A 16492-nucleotide genomic window follows, 5' to 3' on the forward strand; every position below is an offset into this window, starting at 1 on the left:
GACGTGTCAGTGTGCCTGGTCCCGGCGAGACTGTCCCTCATCCCACTCATCAGGTGTGTCATCGACTCCTGGCCGGAGCTCCGGCCGGCCGTCTTCTGGATCACGGCGTGTCTCGTCCGCACCGTCGACACTGTCACCTTCGACGGTGTGTTCACTGACCACCACGCCGTCGACTACGCCTGCGCCGCGGTCCCGTGTCCGGTACGTCCGCACCGCGGTCCACCCAACTGAGCCCGTCGCGACGGCGGCCTGGTACCGGCGCACCGCCAGGAACATGACGACTGGGCGCAGCAGCGCCCGGGTTGGCGGGAACAGCAACAGCAGCCCAAGTACCGTGGTGACGAGCCCGGGGATCACGAGGAGCACCCCGCCGATGGTGATGAGCATCGTGTCTGTGACCGCGCCCGCGGGCGAGCCTGCGCCGCGGCTCAGCTCGCTGAGCTGGCGTAACGCCGCGCGCGTTTGCATGCCGAAGAGCATGAAACCCAGCGCTGTCGCGCCGAGCACCACAGCCACCGTCCAAAGGATGCCGATCGCCTGCGCGAGCAGCACGAGCGCTGTCACCTCGGCGATGACGTACAGCAGAAAGATCAGCAGAAACACGGACATCCTTTCCGGCGCGAAAACTCACTGTCCAGTGTTCCGCAAAAGCCCGATCCGGGGCCACATACTGCTCATGCGGTTTTCATGACCGTGGTCTCACCAGCCCGTTCTCATAAGCGAAGACCACCGCCTGCACGCGGTCCCGAACACCGAGTTTCGCCAGGATACGGCCCACGTGAGTTTTCACCGTTGCCTCGGAAAGGTAGAGTTCAGACCCTATTTCCAGGTTCGACATACCGGATGCGACGAGTTCAAGTACCTCACGTTCCCGTTCCGTCAATTCACTGAGCACCTTCGGCTCTGGGTTCGGCACCTGGCCGCCGGAGAGGAAACGGTCGAGCAGCCGTCGCGTGATCTTGGGGGAAACCACAGCGTCCCCCGCAGCCACGACACGGATTGCGGACACCAAGTCTTCAGGCGGGGTATCTTTCAGCAAGAACCCGCTGGCGCCTGCCTGCAGCGCACCGAGTACGTGCTCATCAAGATCGAAGGTCGTCATGACGAGTACCCGGGCGGGACAGTCGGAAGCCACAATTTCTCTAGTTGCGGCAATTCCATCAAGTACGGGCATGCGCACGTCCATAAGCACGACGTCTGGTTCGGTGCGGCGCACCTCCGCGACCGCTTCCCTGCCGTTTCCGGATTCCCCGATCACTTCCAGATCTGGGTGCGCATCGATGATCATGCGCAGCCCCATGCGCATGAGTTCCTGGTCGTCGACGAGAAGAATTCTGATCGGCACGGACTCACCCTAGTCAGTCGACGGGCAGCTGGGCGTGCACCCGCCACCCGTCACCCGGCGTTGGACCGGTCTCGAGCGTGCCTCCGAGCACCGCGACGCGTTCGCGCATACCCACGAGTCCTTTGCCGCTGCCGACAGCGCTCATCGACACGCCGGCGCCCGCCGGTCCAGCAGCGAGTGCCGGGCGGAGTTCGCTGTGACCGCCGAAATCGGTGATCGTGACGTCGACCGCACCATCGGTACGGCGAACGCGTACACGCGCACGCGCGCCTTCACCGGCGTGCCGCAGGACGTTGGTCAGCGACTCCTGGACGAGACGCTGAATTCCGAGACCAACGGCAGGTCCGAGCGAATCCAGATCCCCAGTCAGTTCCAGCTCTACCGGGAGCCCAGCATCGCGCATCAACTGCGCGGTGCGTGCGAGGCCCGCCGTCCCGTACTCAGGGAGCTCGTCCGGCGCCTGGTCAGTGCGGAGCAGCGCGAGCGTTCGCCGCAGCTCCGCGAGCGCCTGACGGCCTGTAGACGCGACGGTATTCATCGCGCGTTCCGCGAGTTCCGGATTCTTTTTGATCGCGAAGGTCGCCCCCTCTGCTTGCACGATCATGACGCTAACGGCGTGGGCTACGACATCGTGGAGTTCACGCGCGATGCGGGTCCGCTCCGCCGCCACTGCGTCCTGTGCGCGGCGGTCCTGTTCAGATTCGGCGATCCGCAGGCGCGCCGCGATTTCTTCGTTGTAGCGGTGACGCACAGCCACCACTTCCGCTGCGAGCCACGCGATGAAGTAGAACAGGAAGAGGAAGAACGCGCTCGCTGGCATCTCGTAGCCGAGCAAATCGACCTTGAGCGCAGTGTCGACGACAAGTCCCGCGACGAATAGGCCGGCTACCTTGCGGTTGACGTGCATCACCAGCGTGTAGAGCGCGACAACGAGCAGCAGGCCGGAGGGGTGCCCCACATTGGAGCCTTCGTACAGCGCAAGCACGACCGTGCTTGCGAACGACGCGGCGAGGATCGCGAACGACGATAGGACGGGGTAAGCGCGCCGCCAGATCACGGGCAGACACATCAGCGTCCCCATCACCAGAAACAGAACTGGCGATTCGGTGGCTGGTGCGGTCAGGAGTTCGAACAGCACGAACAGGCCCGCGAGCAGACCGTCCGCGAATTTCGGTTTTTCTCTGAGCCACATACTGAATCGGCGCACGTGCTCAAGCGTAAGCGCGCCCACCCGATTGCGTTGCCTGCGGCGTCCTTTCAGGGCGCGCCGGCGGCGGACCCGCTAGCCTCAGGAACGTGAGTCTTTCGCGGTCCGTAGATGACGATTTCCTCGCGCTCCCGATACGCGCGCTGACGGATGCGGCACTCTCTGCCGCAGTTGAGGCCGGCGCGTCGCACGCTGATATTCGTGTGCACCGTACTCAATCGCAATCGCTGCGCCTGCGCGATGGTGTGGTGCAATCGGCCACTGACAGCACGGACTTGGGGTTCGCGGTGCGCGTGATCGCCGACGGCACGTGGGGATTCGCATCACACGCGCAACTCAGCCCCGATGTCGCCGCTGATACCGCCCGCCGTGCAGTTGACGTGGCTCGCGCACTGCGCCTGCTCAACCGCGAAACCGTAGAACTCGCACCCGAACCCGCCTACCCAGACGCCACGTGGGTTTCGGCGTACGACACGGATCCGTTCACTGTGCCACTGCTGGACAAAGCTGCGGTACTCGGAGAGTTCTCCCACCGCTTGCTCTCCGCTGCAGGGGTACACCACGCAATCGCCTCCTGCCTCATCGTCAAAGAGCAGACGTACTACGCCGACACCTCCGGCTCCAGAATCACGCAACAGCGAGTTCGCCTGCATCCGCAACTCGAGGCGATCACCGTCGACCAGAACGCAGGCACCTTCGAGACAATGCGGACACTCGCACCTCCGGTGGGCCGCGGCTGGGAATACCTCACGGGCACAGGGCTGTGGGACTGGGACGCTGAGCTGACGGAGATACCCGAACTTCTCCGCGAAAAGCTGACCGCACCGCCGGTCAGCGCCGGGCCCACGGACCTGGTGATCGATCCGACCAACCTGTGGCTCACGATTCATGAGTCCATCGGCCACGCCACGGAATACGATCGGGCAATCGGCTACGAAGCGGCATACGCGGGTACATCTTTCGCGACACCCGAGAAGCTGGGAACCCTGCGTTACGGCACCCCGATCATGCATGTGACCGCCGATCGTACCGTCGACCACGGCCTTGCCACGATCGGGTACGACGATGAAGGAGTGGCGGCGCAACAATGGGACCTCGTTCGCGACGGCACCCTTGTGGGCTACCAGCTCGACCGGACATTCGCGCCGCGGCTCGGACTGCCCCGTTCAAACGGATGTTCCTACGCCGACTCGCCACACCACGTGCCTATTCAGCGAATGCCGAACGTATCGCTGCAACCCGACCCCAACGTTGACCGGCAGACGGACGACCTTATCGCCATGGTGGATAACGGCATTTACGTCGTGGGAGACAAATCCTGGTCGATTGACATGCAGCGCTACAATTTTCAGTTCACCGGGCAGCGCTTCTACCGAATCAGAAACGGGAAACTCGCGGGACAGTTCCGTGACGTCGCGTATCAGGCGACCACTACTGATTTTTGGGGATCAATGGAGGCGATCGGCGGGACCAGCACCTGGCGACTCGGTGGCGCATTCAATTGCGGCAAAGCTCAGCCTGGCCAGGTCGCCGCGGTCAGCCACGGATGCCCCTCCGCACTTTTTCGCGGCGTTAACGTGCTCAACACCAAAGAGGAGGCAGGTGCGTGATTCCCGCTGCTGATCTTGTCGGCCAGTGCCTGGCGATCGCCACCGCCGATCAGACCATTGTGATCGTCACCGACGTCAGTGAAGCATCGTTACGCTGGGCAAACAGTTCGATGACGACCAACGGATCGTCCATGTACCGGCGGTGGTCCGTACTGTCGTTCGTCGACAAGCCTGAGGGCACGTCCGTTGGCGTGGTGAATTCGCAAAGCGCTGACGCGGGCGACATACCTGCTGTCGTGCGGGCAAGTGAATCAGCCGCGCGGGAGTCCGCCCCAGCCCGCGACGCGATGCCCTTGCTAGCCGGGCATGACGAGGCACCAGACTGGACCGCGCCAGCCGAACGCACCGCTATTGACGTCTTCTCGTCTTTCACACCTGATCTTGCTCAGGCATTTAGCCACACGGACCAACTTTATGGATTCGCGCACCACGAGGTGCAAACGACGTGGCTCGGCTCGAGCACCGGGCTCCGCAAACGCTGGGTGCAGCCCGTAGGATCCGTCGAGATCAACGGCAAGCGCGAATACCGCTCACACACCGCCAGCGCCTGGACGGGGGCTGGCACCCGCACCTTCGGCGACGTCGACATGCCAGGGATGCTCGCAGACCTGGACACGCGTCTGCGCTGGGGCGCCGAGCAGCGAGAGTTGCCCGCTGGCCGCTACGAAACGATCCTTCCACCGTCAGCGATCAGTGACCTATTGATTTACATGATGTGGAGCATGGAGGGCCGCGGCGCCGAAGAGGGTCACAACGCGTTCGCGCGCAGCGGCGGCGGCACACGCATCGGCGAACGCCTCACGACACTGCCACTCAACCTGGTGTCGGATCCCGGCACGCGCGGCCTCGAATACGCGCCCTTCGTGGCGGCAACATCCTCGAGCGACCTAGTATCCGTATTCGACAACGGCATGCCCGCCCAACGTGTCGAATGGTTGCGGGACGGGGTGCTCAGTGCACTCGCCTACCCTCGCGCGAATGCGCACGAATTCAACTCAACCCCAACCGTTCCCGGTGAGAACCTCATTCTCGACGGTGGCTCCGCCGCTACCGTCGAGGACATGGTGCGCAACACCGAACGGGGCTTGCTGCTGACCTGCCTCTGGTATATCCGGGAGGTAGATCCTTCGTCCCTGCTCCTCACCGGACTTACCCGCGATGGCGTGTATCTCATCGAAGACGGCACAGTGACTGCTGCGGTCAACAACTTCCGTTTCAACGAAAGCCCGATCGATCTCTTGCGCCGCATCAGCGAGGCTGGTTCGACGAGACGAACCCTGCCGCGCGAGTGGAAGGACTGGTTTACCCTTACCGCGATGCCACCGGTACGGGTACCGGACTTCCACATGTCCTCGGTGAGCCAGGCGACGTAAGGAATAGCCGCTATTCAGGCACCGAGATCGCGATACCGATGGTGCCTTTACGGCCGCGCCGCACGATACTCGCCTTGACGCCGATCCAGCCGAGGAAGCCGTACTTCTTGGCGATTGCCGCGCGGGCACGCTCTGTGCCCTGCGGATCGAGAATTTCGGCGGTTCCGAAAACTGAATCGCCTTTCGGGCGGCCGCGAACGTCACAGACGGCTACCTCGACGCGGGGGTTGTTGCGAATACGCTTCACCTTCCACGAGTCCGTGGGGGTCCACACGAGTAACCGATCGCCGTCTGGCGCCGCCCACACTGCGGTTGCGACTCCCTCTCCGCTCTTCCGGAAGCTCGTCAGAAGGATATATTTTGCGTCTGCAAGCTGAGTGAACGTGGCCGTCATACCCCAAGCCTACGAGGTCATCGAGGCAGACGCGCGCCATCCCCATCCGCCGCGAATAGGTGTACGTGTTCTTCGTCGACAGACACGTGGATGATGTCACCTTTAGCTGGGGGCTGACGCCAGTCAGCGCGTGCGATCACATCTTGTTCACGACCCGCAATGCGGGCGCGGCCGTATACGAAGGCTTCTGAACCGAGTTCCTCGACCACGTCTACTTCCACCCGCAACCCGTCTGGACGGATCTCAAAGTGCTCCGGCCGGATTCCGACCACGATGTCTTTACCGGCCGCCGCCGCTGCCCGCGGTACCGGGATCGTCAACTCACCGAGAAGGGCCTGCCCGTTGACGATTGACGTTGTGTAGAGATTCATCGCCGGTGAGCCGATGAAGCCAGCGACGAAGACGTTGACAGGGTTTCGGTAGAGTTCGCGCGGGTTGTCGCATTGCTGCAGCACACCGCCGTTCAACACAGCGACCCGATCGCCCATTGTCATCGCCTCAACCTGATCATGCGTGACGTAGACGGTAGTCGTGGCCAGACGCCGCTGCAGCTGCGCGATCTGTGTCCGGGTCTGAACGCGCAGTTTTGCATCGAGGTTTGAGAGAGGCTCATCCATGAGGAAAACCTGCGGCTGGCGGACGATCGCCCGGCCCATCGCCACGCGCTGGCGCTGCCCACCCGACAGCGCCTTCGGCTTGCGCTCAAGAAAGTCTGTGAGACCGAGGAGTTCCGCCGCGTCGCGCACCCGGGCTTCGATTTCCGGTTTGGGCGTCCGCGCAAGCTTGAGCGCGAAACCCATGTTCTGGGCAACCGTCATGTGCGGATACAGTGCGTAGTTCTGAAACACCATGGCGATGTCTCTGTCACGCGGATCAAGGTGAGTGACATCGCGGTCACCGATGAATATCTGGCCAGCGTCGACGTCTTCGAGGCCCGCAAGCATCCGGAGACTTGTCGACTTCCCGCACCCCGAGGGGCCGACGAGGACAAGAAACTCGCCGTCGTCGATATGCAGATCGAGTCGGTCGACAGCCGGAACGCTGGAACCGGGATACACCCTCGTCGTCTCAGCGAACGTAATCGACGCCATTGCCGCCACTCCTTCTGCCCTTGCGTGCTCAGCGTGCTAGCTGAACGGTCGCGACTCACTTTAGGTGAGCCACGCCCCAGACGCGGACGTGACGCGCGTACGGCAGCGTGGCAGACCGGTAAGCCGGGAGCCCAGCAGCCGTGCTAATTCGCGAGCCCGTAGCCGTCGCCGTCACTGAAAGGATCCTCCTCGGGGCCCGTGAAATACACAGCGGCGAGGATGCCCACCGAAGTACCGAGGGCCATACCGATGATCATCGAGAACAGGAGAAGGTCAGCGACTGCGATCAGGAAGGCCACCGCAACACCGGATACGAGAATCATCCACACTGCAGCGTTGATTGCAGCGTTTCGTGAAGCAGCGGACATGACACTCCTAGCGGGCGCGGTGAACAGCAGACTTCAGTGCGGCACTGCACGCGTCCAAATATTTCGACCAGGATAGTCGCGCGGGTGTTATCTGCCTAACGGCCGAGCCAGAATGTGGGACATGCCACGGTCCGTCTATTGGCGTGAGAATTCGGACGCCGCGGCGATGAGTTCAGCGTCTGGGCGCACGCCCGTATACAGCTCGAACTGTTCAGCCGCTTGGAGCGCGACCACCTGCGCTCCGGTGATCGTGTCCTTTCCAGCCGCTTGGGCGGCGCGGATCAACGGCGTTTGTGCAGGCATCGCGACGACGTCGAATACCGTTCGTGCGCCGTCGATTTGCTCCTGCGAAAACGAGAGCGCACCCGACTCCGTACCTCCGGCCATCCCGATCGGTGTGACGTTGATCAGGAGGTCTCCTCCCGCGCCGTTGCCATTTGGCTGCCACGTGAACCCGTAGCGGTCAGCGAGTTCCCGGCCTGTACCCGCATTGCGCGCAATTACCGTGACATCGCTAAAACCGCTGTCACGCAACGCTGCTACGACGGCTTTCGCCATGCCCCCACTGCCCCGCACGAGCACGGACGCGCTGTTCGCGACAGGTTTCAAGAGCGACCGTACTGCGACATAATCGGTGTTGTAGGCGGTGAGGAAGCCATCGTCGTTCACGAGAGTGTTGACCGCGTCGATGACGCGGGCTGACTCATCCAGATTGTCAGCCAACGGAATCACCGCCTCTTTGAACGGCATCGACACCCCACATCCACGGATGCCGAGCGCCCGAATGCCCGCGATCGCCCCGGGAAGGTCTTCGGTGGTGAACGCCTTGTAGAGGTAGTTCAACCCCAGTTCGCGGTAAAGGTAGTTGTGGAACCGGGTCCCGATGTTGCTCGGCCTGCCGGAGAGCGAGATACAGAGGGCGGTGTCGCGGTCTGGCATCGGGATCATGGCTGGCTACTCACCCTCCAGGTCACCCTCGGTGCGGAGGTACGCGTCGCGAAGGGCATTCAGCGTTTCCTGCGTGGGCTTTTCCCACATCTGTCGCTCGGCGGCTTCGAGCAAGCGTTCAGCGATCCCGTGCAGCGCCCACGGATTCGACTCTTGCATGAACTTGCTGTTTGTGTCGTCGAACACGTACTTCTCGGCGAGTTGCTCGTACATCCAGTCCGAGACTACCTTCGCGGTCGCGTCCAGACCGAACAGATAGTCCACCGTGGCCGCCATCTCGAACGCGCCCTTGTATCCGTGGCGGCGCATGGCGTCCATCCACCGCGGGTTGACGACACGTGCCCGGAAGACCCGCCGCGTCTCCTCCGTCAGAGAACGAGTACGCACACTGTCCGGGCGGGTGCTATCACCGACGTACGCTTCAGGGTCCTTGTTGGTGAGGGCGCGGACCGTTGCGACCATGCCCCCGTGGTACTGGAAATAGTCGTCGGAATCGGCGATGTCGTGCTCGCGTGTGTCAGTGTTCTTGACCGCCACACTGATCCTGCGGTATGCCGCGCGCATGTCCTCAGCGGCCGGAACGCCATCGAGACCGCGGCCGTACGCGTATCCGCCCCACGCGGTGTACACCTCGGCGAGGTCAGCGTCGGACCGCCAATTTTTTGCGTCTATCAACTGCAGCAAGCCCGCGCCGTAGGTGCCGGGTTTTGACCCGAAGATTCGGGTTGTCGCGCGTCGCCTATCTCCGTGGCGCTGCACGTCTGCCGCCGCGTGGGCACGCACGAAGTTGTGCTCAGCAGGTTCGTCGAGATCTGCGACCATCTGGAACGCGTCATCGAGCAGTGCGAGGACATGCGGGAAGGCATCCCGGAAAAAGCCGCTGATCCGCACGGTGACGTCGATCCGGGGCCGCCCGAGTTCCGCGTGGGGAATGACCTCGAGCGCACGCACCCGGCGCGACGCTTCATCCCATACTGGGCGCACACCGAGGAGCGCGAACACCTCGGCAACATCGTCACCCGATGTGCGCATCGCGGACGTGCCCCACACGGATAGCCCCACTGACTTCGGCCACTCCCCGTGGTCCGCTTTGTAGCGATCAAGCAGTGACTCTGCCATCGCCTGGCCCGTTTCCCACGCGAGCCGGGACGGGATGGCTTTCGGATCAACGGAGTAGAAGTTGCGGCCGGTGGGGAGCACGTTGATGAGTCCGCGCAGGGGCGAACCGCTCGGCCCCGACGGGATAAAGCCGCCTTCGAGAGCGTGAAGGATCCGTGGGACCTCATCGCGGGTGGCACGTAACCGCGGAATGATCTCGTCACAGGTGAATTCGAGGATCCGGGCGACCGTGTCGTTCTCGGTGAGTTTCGAGACTTTCTTTCGCTTCCAGCCCTTTTCGGCCAGTTGCTCGAGCAGTTCGCGAGCCTGCGCCTCAACATCATCGACGCGGCTGCGGCTCTCATCACCGGCTTCGCTCAAACCTAGTGCCTCGCGCAGCCCTGGCAGCGTCTGCTCACCGCCCCACATCTGCCGTGCCCGAAGCATTGCCAGCACGAGGTCGATCTCGTCCTCGCCGCGCGGGGGTTCCCCAAGTATGTGCAGGCCGTCGCGAATCTGAACGTCCTTGATTTCACACAGCCACCCGTCGACGTGCATGAGCATGTCATCGAACTCGGCGTCATGTGGGCGTTCCTCGAGCCCCATGTCGTGATCCATCTTTGCCGCGGTCATGAGCGTCCAGATTTGCTGACGGATTGCGGGCAGCTTGGCGGGGTCGAGCGCGGAAATGTTCGAGTGCTCGTCCAGCAACTGCTCTAACCGCTGGATGTCACCGTACGTTTCCGCTCGGGCCATCGGCGGGATCAGATGGTCGACCAAGGCCGCATGGATGCGCCGTTTGGCTTGCGTACCTTCACCGGGGTCATTGACGAGGAATGGGTAGATCACCGGCAGGTCACCGATGGCGGCGTCCGTCGCGCAGGACGCGGAAAGGCCGAGGGTCTTGCCCGGCAGCCACTCGAGGTTGCCGTGTTTACCGAGGTGAATCAGCACGTCAGCAGCGAAACCGCCGTCTTCTTCGGGCGCCGCTAGCCACCGGTAGGCGGCAAGGTAGTGGTGGCTCGGCGGCAGGTCCGGGTCGTGGTAGATCGCGACCGGGTTCTCGCCGAAACCGCGCGGCGGCTGCACCATCAGCACCAGATTGCCGAAGCGCAGTGCAGCGAGCACGATCTCGCCGTTCGGCTTCTGGGAGCGGTCAACGAACAACTCCCCCGGCGCCGGACCCCAGTGGCTCTCCACGGCAGCACGGAGGTCCTGCGGAAGCGTGTCGAACCATTTTCGGTACTTCTTCGCAGAAATCCGGACGGGATTGGCCATCAGTTGATCTTCGGACAGCCAGTTCGGGTCCTGACCGCCAGCCGCGATGAGCGCATGGATCAGCTCATCTCCATTACCGGATGCGAGTCCAGGTACGGCGCCGTCCCCGCTCTCCGGTCCAAGATCGTATCCGGCTTCCTGCAGCGCACGCAGCAGTGCGATCGTGCTGGCGGGGGTGTCCAGGCCGACAGCGTTACCAATCCGGGCGTGTTTGGTCGGGTACGCGGACAGCATCAGTACGACGTGCTTCTCATGCGGCGCGATGCGGCCCAGTCGGGCATGCTTCACCGCAATGCCGGCCACACGGCTGGCGCGTTCTGTGTCAGGCACGTAGCTCGTGAGCCCGTCCGCATCGATTTCCTTGAACGAGAAGGGGACGGTGATGATGCGCCCGTCGAACTCTGGAACCGCGACCTGTGTGGCCACGTCCAGGGGTGACAGCCCGTCGTCATTAGCCTCCCAGTCGGCGCGACTCGACGTCAGGCACAGCCCCTGCAAGATCGGGATGTCGAGCGCGGCGAGAGCCTCGACGTCCCAGGCCTCGTCCTCACCACCCGCACCAACCGTCGCTGGCTTCGTACCGCCCGCAGCGAGCACCGTCACGACCAAAGCGTCCGCCTGGCCGAGCGCATCGAGCAGTTCAGGCGGCGCAGTCCGCAGCGAGGCACAGAAAATGGGTATCGCTTGCGCACCCTTAGCTTCTATAGCGTCACACAGCGCATGGACATATCCGGTGTTGCCGGCGATGTGCTGAGCGCGGTAATACAGCACGGCAACGATCGGGGTGTCTTCGGGATACGCCACAATCTCGCGCTCGAGGTAACCCCAGCCAGGCAGTTCCTGCGGTTCACTGAATCCGAAGCCAGTTAGTAGCACCGTGTCTGACAGGAAGTTGTGCAGTTCGCGGAGGTTATCGGCACCACCCTGCGCAAGGTAATTGTGTGCCTGCGCGGCCACACCAGCCGGCACCGTTGACTGCTCCATTAGTTCGGCATCCGGGGCGATCTCCCCGCTCACCACAACGGTAGGCAGTCCCGCTCCGAGTACCGCGTCCAAGCCGTCTTCCCAAGCGCGCTTGCCGCCAAGCAGACGAACGACGACCAGACTGACACCGTCGAGAAGTTCCGCTAGGTCGGCCGTCTCCAGACGAGCTGGGTTGCCGAGCCGGTACTCGGAGCCGCTCGCGCGCGCAGACAGCAAATCAGTATCCGAAGTGGACAGAAGCAGGATCACGCCGAACCTTTCCCCGCCGAACGTTGCCTAAGTGCCGAGCCGTCATGTCTGCTCATCGTGTGGGATGCTACCGGTTCCGTCGAGAACACGCTGACACCAATTAGGCGGCCGCTTATGCCCGCTAATGCCGAAACTCTCGCCCCGTCGACTCAAGAGTCTCTCGGAGGATACGGACCGCCTTCGGCCCCACACCATGCATCGCCGACAGTTCCGCCTCGGACAGCTGTGCTACCTGATCAAGGCTTTCCATCCCAGCCGTGACCAAAGCCTGAGTCGCGGGCCTCCCAATCGTTTTGGGCAAGTCTCCCACCTCGCCCGGCACGGCGGTCTCAGCAGCCCTCGCTCTGGCCGCCAGTTCGTTCGGTGCGCAGAATAGCCAGGCCTGACGAACCCAGTAGTTAAGCTGCTGACCGTCCAGTTCGTTTAGTGGCACACAGACCGTGACTGACGTGTCAGAGCCGGATAGTTCTTCAGCGGCGTGATGCGCGGCAATCATGTCGGCGCCGACCTTCGCGGACAAATGAAGGTGAAGAACACCGCCCGCATCGACGGCCGCGAACTGCGCATCCTCCACGGTGAAAGCCGTCACACCGTGCGTTGTCGTACCGTCCTGCTCGACGGCCGCTGGGTGCGAAAGCGCAGACTTTCGGAGCTGTCGGACTGACGTCATGTGGCTACCTCGGACTGCTCGCGGACTGCCTCTTTGTGGGTCCACGGTACTCCAGTGTCCCCTGTCGCGACTTGAGACAGCGGGCACCCGGCGTTCCGGGGCTTAACGCGCAACGTTATCGGCGACCGCACGACGGTGCCACGAGCGAATCGCTGCAGCAAACTGATCAGGCGCGTCGGACTGCACGAAATGGCCTGCACCCTGGATGATCACGGTTTCGGAGTCGACGAACGTCTCCTCCCAGCGGCGCCGTTGATCACTTCCGAAAGCGACGTCCGCATCGCCCCAGATGATGAGCGCAGGAAGCGAAGCGAGGCGCGGCAGACCTGCTTCCACGTCAGCGAGAAAGTCTCGGCTCGCCGTGATTCTGCGGGGCAAAATGGCCGAGGAGTGGCGCCGCGCGGGGCTATCGAGAGCCTTTCGGTAGTGGGCCATTTCTTCGGCTGTAAGTTTCCGCAGCCGGTGCCCTGCCGGAATCATGACGTTGACAAACAAGTTGAACTGACGGATCAACAGGCGTCCGAGCGGTCCACCCAACAAGCGCGAGAAGATGTGCACGCCGAGCCCCTCAGCAGGCCAGGCCCCCGTGTTTGCGACCACCAGGCCGTTGAAGCGGGCAGGGTTCTGTTCAGCAACTGACATCCCGATGGGCCCGCCCCAATCGTGGGCTACCAGCGTGACTTCTCGCAGTTTCAGTTTTTCGATGAAGGCGGCGACCACGAGCGTGTGGTCCTCCGGAAGACACCCATAGCCGGGCGCAGCCGCAGATAGGCCCATCCCTGGGTAATCGAGGGCGATACAGCGAAACTCGTCCTTCAAAGAGCTGATGACGTCGCGATACAAAAACGACCATGTCGGGTTGCCGTGCAGAAAGAGCAATACCGGACCGTCTCCTTCGTCGATGTAATGAAGCGCATGTCCATCGATCTCAGTGAAACGGCTCTCGAACGGAAACATCGTGTCATCCACCCAGGAGGGCCGTACTTGCACACCCATGACCAGCTCCATTTCCGCCTAAATTGATTTTCTCAAGTGAAGTTTACAATATAAACTTGGAGGATGAGCCGAAACTACGGTCAGTACTGCGGATTAGCCAGGGCACTCGATGTTGTCGGCGATAGATGGAACCTCCTCATCGTTCGCCAACTGCTCATTGCGCCCGCACGGTACCGACAGCTGGCGGATGGGCTTCCTGGGATTGCCACCAATCTGCTCGCCGAACGGCTGCGCGACCTGGAGAAACACGGTGTGATCGAGCGCCGCCTGGACGAAAACGGTGCGAACGTTCGCTATGCCCTCACCGCATGGGGGGCACAACTGCGCGAACCCATCGAAAGCCTGATCCGGTGGTCCGCGCCGCTGATGATGCCGGGCCCGGGCGGCAACCATTTCCGCGCCGATTGGCTAGTAGTCGCTCTGCCCGCGCTGCTCGCTGCGCGTGAACCCATCGAGCACACGACAACCGTGGGCATCGCTACCGAAGGTGGCATGGTGCAGATCCTGGCCACACCCTCGAACACCACAGTGAGCTCGCACGACGGGCGCAAACTCGACGCCGTGATTACCGCTGACCCTCCATGGATCCTGGGGTTGGCAGCAGGCGCGCTTACGCTCGATAACGTCCGCGACGTTGTGCACATCGACGGCGATGAAGCCGCCATCCAGCGTGTGTTCGGTGGCCCAATCGGCCGCACATCGGCAGCCACCGAATAGCCAACACTGAAACGTCATCAGGTGGGATCGGCCGGACGGGATAGGCCTGTCGATCCCACGGTATGCGGATCTTCCACAACGTTCGCAGCGAAGTCGCCGATATCAGCGAACCTATGAGCGATGGCCGCGGGTGGCGCAACGTCGAAAGCCGGAACTGGTGTCAGTCGCAGGCTTACTCGGTCTGCAACGCCGTCCGTGCAAGGAAGGCTCACGTCACACGCCGCGAGCGCTCCCTCCGTGCAGGAAACTTCTAGGTGAATCGTGCCGATGGGGTTGACGAAATACGCTTCAGCCGAGCTAACTTCGCCGTTAATGACGCTGAAGATGTCATCGGGAATTCGAGCAACCGGGACATCGATGATCGTCACGCCCTCGGGCGCGAGCGAGCTCTGAGGGTCAGCGACTTCAAGTAGACACAACGGCAACAACTCGTTGAGCCACCCCCTCCCGGTATCGGCAAACTCCATCCAGTCGTCAGCACCGGGCTGATCCAAGCGCTGAAACAGCCTGCCCCCGTAGACAATCACCCTGCCGTGGATCAGCTCATCAGGAGCAACTGCCCCGAGGAAGCGCATAGTGGAGGTCGCGGCGAGGTTCCGCGTCAGGATGTCCACGCGCCCGCCACTGGTCATGACGCACCCGAAGCGTTCGCTCGCCTCGTGGAATTCAGCGGTGAACTGGAAGGAAAAGTACCGCGCAGACACCATCCTTCGCACTGCGTCGCTGATTGTTGGCATCACCGCTCCGATTCTCCGCGCCTCATAGCGTTAAACTCCTGCGGCCTATGTCGATTGGCGCGAGGCTCACTGCAATTGGTGTGCCTGCGGCTGCCCGATCCAGGCGAGCACCTCCGTGCAGTTGTGCACCCTCACACCGATTCCGCGGCATTCAGCAAGCCCTCGCTCGTACACTTGCGATACCGCGTCACTGACCACAATCACCCTGAAATCACGCTCGCCCGCCTGGTAAATACTTGCACGTGGACAGTTGGGAAAGTTGACGCCGACAAAGGTCAGCGTGTCAACGCCGATGCCGGTGAGGTGATCGTGCAACCCGGTCTGGTAGAACGCACCCCAGCGTGGTTTGAACATGATCCACTCGTTCGGCGCGACCTCCTGGAATCCGCCGCGCAGCAAGAACTCCGGGTCGATCTTTGTGCCAGGGTCTGGCCGAAGCCCGGCAACTAGCTGACTCCCAGCACTGTCTGGTGCGACGATGCCACCACTGTTGGCTACCGCTTCTCTGCGGCACAGTTCAGCATTGCTGCCATCGCGGCTGTAGAGGCGAATGACATGAACGATTGGTTTACCGGCAGCGCGAAAACCGCGAACAACTCGCCCGATGTTCGGCAGGATTTCTTCGGTACCGTCGATGTATGCGGCACCGTCCTTATGCGAGAAGTCGTGCTGCACATCGATGGTGATGAGAGCACTTGCACCGGGATTGGGCTTGTCATGCATTGGATGCTCCGTAGCGCTGGTCAAGACGGCCCTCTGCATAAACTCGTCGTGCAACGATGGCTGCGTGGTCTCGATGATGCTGTGACGAGCGTGTATGCACCTCATCAACTCTGAATCCGAAGTCAGACAAGCTATTGCACGTCTCCTCGACATCCCAGTAGAACGCCGTAGCAATTGCATGGGGGAACTGGTTCCATGCCGGGCCCGTGAAAAAGCCGAGCAGCAGACTGCCCTCCGCGCGAATCAACCGGTTGAACTGCTTCAGTATCGCTTCCACAGATGCCCGCTCACAATGGATCATCGAGTACCAGGCCAGGACGCCCTCGAACGACCCGTCAGGAAAACAAGCGCGCTCCATATCCATGGTCTCGAACTGAACCTCTGGGTACCGCTGGCGAGCTGATCTGATGAACTCGGGCACTACGTCGATGCCGATGACCTCGGACACTTCGTTGCTGAGCAGATCAGTCCAGTGCCCAGGCCCGCACCCAGCGTCAAGAATCCGCCCACCCGTGCGCGCACCCCAAGATCTGATAAGTGCGGTGTCGCACGGCTCCATCTGATCCACGCAGCCGAGTTTGAGCGTGTATTCTCTCGCACGCGCACCGTACGCAGTTTCAATTGATTTCACAGCGTGGCCCTTTCACGCGGCCAATTCCAGAAGGGGCGGCGGCGCCCATTTCGGCTCACCAATGGTATGGTGC

At 62.3% G+C, this 16492-nt stretch carries 16 protein-coding genes; 3 read left to right on the forward strand and 13 right to left on the reverse strand.

Going from position 1 to position 16492, the window contains the following annotated elements; all coding sequences use genetic code 11:
* Positions 1 to 6 precede the first annotated feature (6 nt).
* From ONR57_RS06860 to ONR57_RS06870, 3 genes are all read right to left on the reverse strand, one after another.
* Positions 7 to 603, reverse strand: a complete 597-nt coding sequence (locus tag ONR57_RS06860; protein ID WP_265122363.1) for an FxsA family protein — start codon at positions 601 to 603, stop codon at positions 7 to 9.
* Between the two features lie 82 nt (positions 604 to 685).
* The gene (locus tag ONR57_RS06865) at positions 686 to 1345 is read right to left on the reverse strand and encodes a response regulator transcription factor (RefSeq protein WP_265122364.1); all 660 of its coding nucleotides are present in this window, start codon (positions 1343 to 1345) and stop codon (positions 686 to 688) included.
* Between the two features lie 13 nt (positions 1346 to 1358).
* The gene (locus ONR57_RS06870) at positions 1359 to 2537 is read right to left on the reverse strand and encodes a histidine kinase (RefSeq protein ID WP_279347575.1); all 1179 of its coding nucleotides are present in this window, start codon (positions 2535 to 2537) and stop codon (positions 1359 to 1361) included.
* 104 nt (positions 2538 to 2641) lie between these two features.
* Here ONR57_RS06870 and ONR57_RS06875 point away from each other — a divergent pair, with 104 nt between their 5' ends.
* On the forward strand, positions 2642 to 4162 hold the full coding sequence (locus ONR57_RS06875) for a TldD/PmbA family protein (protein WP_265122367.1): 1521 nt from the start codon (positions 2642 to 2644) through the stop codon (positions 4160 to 4162).
* Entirely contained in the window at positions 4159 to 5535 is a 1377-nt protein-coding gene (locus ONR57_RS06880) for a metallopeptidase TldD-related protein (protein WP_265122369.1), read from the forward strand. Before ONR57_RS06875 ends, ONR57_RS06880 begins: the two co-directional genes overlap by 4 nt.
* Before the next feature lie 10 nt (positions 5536 to 5545).
* Here ONR57_RS06880 and ONR57_RS06885 read toward each other — a convergent pair whose 3' ends face one another.
* From ONR57_RS06885 to ONR57_RS06915, 7 genes are all read right to left on the reverse strand, one after another.
* A complete protein-coding gene (locus ONR57_RS06885) occupies positions 5546 to 5929 on the reverse strand; it encodes a PPOX class F420-dependent oxidoreductase (RefSeq protein ID WP_265122371.1) in 384 nt (127 codons plus the stop codon).
* 17 nt (positions 5930 to 5946) lie between these two features.
* On the reverse strand, positions 5947 to 7020 hold the full coding sequence (locus ONR57_RS06890) for an ABC transporter ATP-binding protein (protein WP_265122373.1): 1074 nt from the start codon (positions 7018 to 7020) through the stop codon (positions 5947 to 5949).
* A 143-nt stretch (positions 7021 to 7163) separates the two neighbouring features.
* Positions 7164 to 7388: a hypothetical protein gene (locus tag ONR57_RS06895; protein ID WP_265122374.1), complete on the reverse strand. Its 225-nt coding sequence runs from the start codon at positions 7386 to 7388 to the stop codon at positions 7164 to 7166.
* Between the two features lie 135 nt (positions 7389 to 7523).
* Positions 7524 to 8336 (reverse strand): shikimate 5-dehydrogenase, encoded by an 813-nt coding sequence (locus tag ONR57_RS06900; RefSeq protein WP_265122376.1) that lies wholly within the window; start codon positions 8334 to 8336, stop codon positions 7524 to 7526.
* 6 nt (positions 8337 to 8342) lie between these two features.
* Entirely contained in the window at positions 8343 to 11945 is a 3603-nt protein-coding gene (gene cobN / locus ONR57_RS06905) for a cobaltochelatase subunit CobN (protein ID WP_265122378.1), read from the reverse strand.
* 121 nt (positions 11946 to 12066) lie between these two features.
* Positions 12067 to 12615 (reverse strand): hypothetical protein, encoded by a 549-nt coding sequence (locus ONR57_RS06910; RefSeq protein ID WP_265122379.1) that lies wholly within the window; start codon positions 12613 to 12615, stop codon positions 12067 to 12069.
* Between the two features lie 102 nt (positions 12616 to 12717).
* Positions 12718 to 13611, reverse strand: a complete 894-nt coding sequence (locus tag ONR57_RS06915; protein WP_265122380.1) for an alpha/beta fold hydrolase — start codon at positions 13609 to 13611, stop codon at positions 12718 to 12720.
* A gap of 63 nt (positions 13612 to 13674) precedes the next feature.
* Between ONR57_RS06915 and ONR57_RS06920 the strand changes: the two genes are divergently transcribed.
* Positions 13675 to 14328 (forward strand): helix-turn-helix domain-containing protein, encoded by a 654-nt coding sequence (locus tag ONR57_RS06920; protein WP_265122382.1) that lies wholly within the window; start codon positions 13675 to 13677, stop codon positions 14326 to 14328.
* Between the two features lie 17 nt (positions 14329 to 14345).
* On the opposite strand, the gene ONR57_RS06925 is transcribed toward ONR57_RS06920, so the two are convergent.
* The 3 genes from ONR57_RS06925 to ONR57_RS06935 all read right to left on the reverse strand — a co-directional run bounded on the left by ONR57_RS06925 (position 14346) and on the right by ONR57_RS06935 (position 16347).
* A complete protein-coding gene (locus ONR57_RS06925; RefSeq protein ID WP_265122384.1) occupies positions 14346 to 15065 on the reverse strand; it encodes a hypothetical protein in 720 nt (239 codons plus the stop codon).
* 66 nt (positions 15066 to 15131) lie between these two features.
* Complete coding sequence (locus ONR57_RS06930) at positions 15132 to 15788, reverse strand: cysteine hydrolase family protein (protein WP_265122386.1); 657 nt, start codon at positions 15786 to 15788, stop codon at positions 15132 to 15134.
* Positions 15781 to 16347 (reverse strand): class I SAM-dependent methyltransferase, encoded by a 567-nt coding sequence (locus tag ONR57_RS06935; protein ID WP_265122733.1) that lies wholly within the window; start codon positions 16345 to 16347, stop codon positions 15781 to 15783. Before ONR57_RS06935 ends, ONR57_RS06930 begins: the two co-directional genes overlap by 8 nt.
* Positions 16348 to 16492 lie beyond the last annotated feature (145 nt).

Source organism: Hoyosella sp. YIM 151337, assembly GCF_026041215.1.
GTDB lineage: Bacteria > Actinomycetota > Actinomycetes > Mycobacteriales > Mycobacteriaceae > Hoyosella.